The 3481-nt window shown below is 50.6% G+C and carries 3 protein-coding genes and 1 pseudogene; 1 reads left to right on the plus strand and 3 read right to left on the minus strand.

Translation table 11 applies throughout. The features are described from left to right. Positions 1-134, minus strand: a pseudogene (locus ACESNI_RS15265) (DNA-binding response regulator); the annotation flags it as partial. 357 nt (positions 135-491) lie between these two features. Here ACESNI_RS15265 and ACESNI_RS15270 point away from each other — a divergent pair. Next, a complete protein-coding gene (locus tag ACESNI_RS15270) occupies positions 492-1154 on the plus strand; it encodes a glutathione S-transferase family protein (protein ID WP_373088512.1) in 663 nt (220 codons plus the stop codon). A 7-nt stretch (positions 1155-1161) separates the two neighbouring features. On the opposite strand, the gene ACESNI_RS15275 is transcribed toward ACESNI_RS15270, so the two are convergent. Both ACESNI_RS15275 and thiC read right to left on the minus strand, forming a co-directional pair. Beyond that, complete coding sequence (locus tag ACESNI_RS15275; RefSeq protein WP_373088516.1) at positions 1162-2241, minus strand: 3-deoxy-7-phosphoheptulonate synthase; 1080 nt, start codon at positions 2239-2241, stop codon at positions 1162-1164. 54 nt (positions 2242-2295) lie between these two features. Then, on the minus strand, positions 2296-3481 hold a 1186-nt coding region (gene thiC, locus ACESNI_RS15280; RefSeq protein WP_373088514.1), incomplete at its 5' end, for a phosphomethylpyrimidine synthase ThiC.

Here is a 3481-nt window from a genome sequence, read left to right on the forward strand (position 1 = left end):
CGAATATCGAAGGAGCGCATGGCATCCTTGCGATTGGAGAAGGTCTGCACCTCGTAGCCCTGCTTGCGCAAGACATCGGCGTAATTTTCGCGGATTGCCGCCTCGTCCTCTACTATCGCAATTCGTCTCGCCATAATTTTTTTACTCGTAACTGGTGGCTAAACCCTGACACCCGAAAACCCCGCACCAGGCGGCGCTAAGACACGGGAACTATACAGTATTTACGCCAAAAACGTGACCGGCCCGCGGCGACCTACGATGCCGCAAACCCTCCGCCTTATTTCTGCCATATTCGGTCAGCGTCTAGCCTCAATTCACGCCTCTAAACGTAATAAAGTCGGTGTTTAATCCTTGTATGCCTTTTGTTTTATGAACAGTGGCTGTTTCGATAGGGGTGTCTCGGAACTTTCTTACAAAATACTTCATTAAATCTGAAACACTGAAGAGGCTCCCTCTTCACGCGTAGTTGTTAATTCAGCGGAGAGTTTCTCATGAGTCACGCAAAACTAGTCATCGGCAATAAGAACTATTCCTCATGGTCTATGCGGCCTTGGTTGCTGCTCAAAGCCTTCGAAATTCCATTCGACGAAATTAATATCGCGCTGTATCAGGACAACACAGCAGAGAAGCTCGGGCCCTACTCGCCTTCCTTGAAGGTACCCGCATTCTTGCATAGTGAAACGACCATATGGGACTCACTCGCAATCTGCGAGTATATTTCCGAACAGCTCTTAAAGGGGCGTGGCTGGCCGATCAATCCGAAGAAGCGCGCTAGCGCGCGGTCCGTTTGCGCAGAGATGCACTCGGAGTTCCCCCACCTTAAGAAAGAATGGCCGATGAATTGCAAAGCTTCAGTCGAACTTTTTGTATCAGCGAAATTAGAAGAGGAAATCGCGCGCATCGACGCTATCTGGAGTTGCTGTCGCCGCAAACACGGCGCTGGCGGTGATTATCTATTCGGGAAATTTTCAATCGCAGACTGTATGTTCGCGCCGATGGCAATCTGCTTCCGCTCTTACGGTGCAAAACTAAGCATGGAAGCAAAACGCTATGCAGACACCCTACTAGCCAATCCCCACATACAGGACTGGATCAAACAGGGCCGCGCCGAAGAAGAATCGGTCTCGATGAGCAATGTTAGTAATATGTTTTGAGCTAGGCTTAGCCTTTAAATTGACGTGTCGGCAATACTGCGCGCAGTTTATCTGCCATATCAGTAATGCTCTTCTCAGTCTCTTCCCAATCGATACAGGCATCGGTGACGGATACGCCGTATTTCAATTGCGATAGATCTTTGGGAATGCTCTGATTGCCAAAATTAAGATTGCTCTCCAACATCACCCCGATAATCGACTCATTGCCTTCCAGAATCTGATGCGTCACATCCTTCAGTACCAACGACTGTACCGTCGGATCCTTATTCGAATTCGCATGGCTACAATCGATCATGATGTTGCTGCTGACCTTACCCTTTTGCAGCGCTGCCTCGCACTGAGCCACGTGCACCGAATCGTAATTAGGCCCCGAAGCTCCACCACGCAATACTACGTGTGCATAGGGATTACCCTTCGTCGTCACTACCGATACCTGACCTTGGCTATTAATCCCAAGAAAGCGATGCGGACTGCTCACCGATTGCATCGCGTTAATCGCTACGGTTAAACCACCATCCGTGCCATTTTTGAAGCCCACTGCGGATGATAGACCACTCGACATCTCGCGGTGAGTTTGCGACTCAGTGGTACGAGCACCAATTGCCGACCACGCAATAATATCCTGCAAATACTGCGGAGAAATCGGGTCGAGCGCCTCTGTAGAAGTTGGTAGCCCCATGGACGCAATGTCCAGCAACAGCTTGCGGCCCTTGAAAAGCCCCTCTTCAATCTTGAACGTATCGTCCATGTAGGGATCGTAAACCAAGCCCTTCCAACCTACCGAGGTGCGGGGCTTTTCAAAATAGACGCGCATAACGAGATACAGAGCGTCCCGCACTTTTTCCGCAAGCTTCTTAAGCCGACCCGCATATTCCAAGGCTGCATCAACATCATGGATAGAGCAAGGACCGATAACCACAAAGAGACGTGGATCGGTCCTGTCGAGAATATTGAAGATGGTCTGCCGTGCGGCGCGAACCGACTCTAAGGCATCTCCTTCCAACGGCAATTGTTCCTTCAAATCCTGCGGTGTCAACAAGGCCTCATTGGAGGCGATGTTTAAATCATCTATACGTGTGTTCGACATCATTTCCTCTCGTTACTGTAAGCGGGCGTTTTGCCGCCCTTCAATTCGCCAATACTAAATGCTGCGATACAATTCTCGGCCTGTTTTATTGTAGGTGTCCGCCATCTCTTCCATACCGGCTTTCAACGCGCTATCTACGTCGGCTATCTCTTTCGCCGCCGCGTACTCGCGAACTTCCTGACTAATTTTCATAGAACAAAATTTAGGCCCACACATGGAACAGAAATGTGCGACCTTCCCTGATTGCTTCGGCAAGGTTTCGTCGTGAAAACTACGCGCGGTATCCGGATCTAAGGCGAGGTTAAATTGGTCGTCCCAGCGGAACTCGAAACGGGCTTTGGAAAGCGCGTTGTCGCGCAGCTGTGCGCCTGGATGTCCCTTTGCAAGATCCGCTGCATGAGCGGCTATCTTATAAGCGATGAGGCCATCTTTAACGTCTTGCTTATTAGGCAGACCTAAGTGTTCTTTCGGCGTGACATAGCACAGCATTGCACAGCCAAACCAGCCGATCATCGCGGCGCCAATGCCAGATGTAATATGGTCATAACCTGGTGCAATATCCGTAGTCAGCGGCCCAAGAGTATAGAATGGCGCCTCGCCGCACACTTCGAGCTGGCGATCCATATTCTCCTTGATCATATGCATAGGCACGTGACCTGGACCCTCGATCATGCACTGTACGTCGTGCTTCCACGCTATCTTCGTCAGCTCGCCCAAAGTCTCGAGCTCACCAAACTGTGCCGCATCGTTGGCATCCGCAATGGAACCAGGGCGCAGGCCGTCACCGAGTGAGAAAGATACGTCGTAAGCTTTCATTATCTCGCATATATCTTCGAAATGCGTATAGAGGAAGTTTTCCTGATGATGCGCTAAGCACCACTTCGCCATGATCGAGCCACCACGAGAGACGATGCCGGTAACGCGCTTTGCGGTCAGTGGCACATAGCGAAATAACACGCCGGCATGAATGGTGAAATAGTCCACACCCTGCTCGGCTTGCTCGATCAAAGTGTCACGGAAGATCTCCCAAGTGAGATCCTCTGCCAAGCCGTCTACTTTCTCTAGCGCCTGATAGATTGGCACCGTGCCTATCGGCAGCATGGAGTTGCGAATGATCCATTCACGGGTCTCGTGAATATTCTTGCCAGTGGACAGATCCATTACCGTATCGGCACCCCAATGTGCAGACCAAGTCAGCTTCTCAACTTCCTCGTCGATTGATGAGCTAAGCGCGGAATTA

This window comes from Sneathiella sp. (genome assembly GCF_041689005.1).
Lineage (GTDB): Bacteria > Pseudomonadota > Alphaproteobacteria > Sneathiellales > Sneathiellaceae > Sneathiella.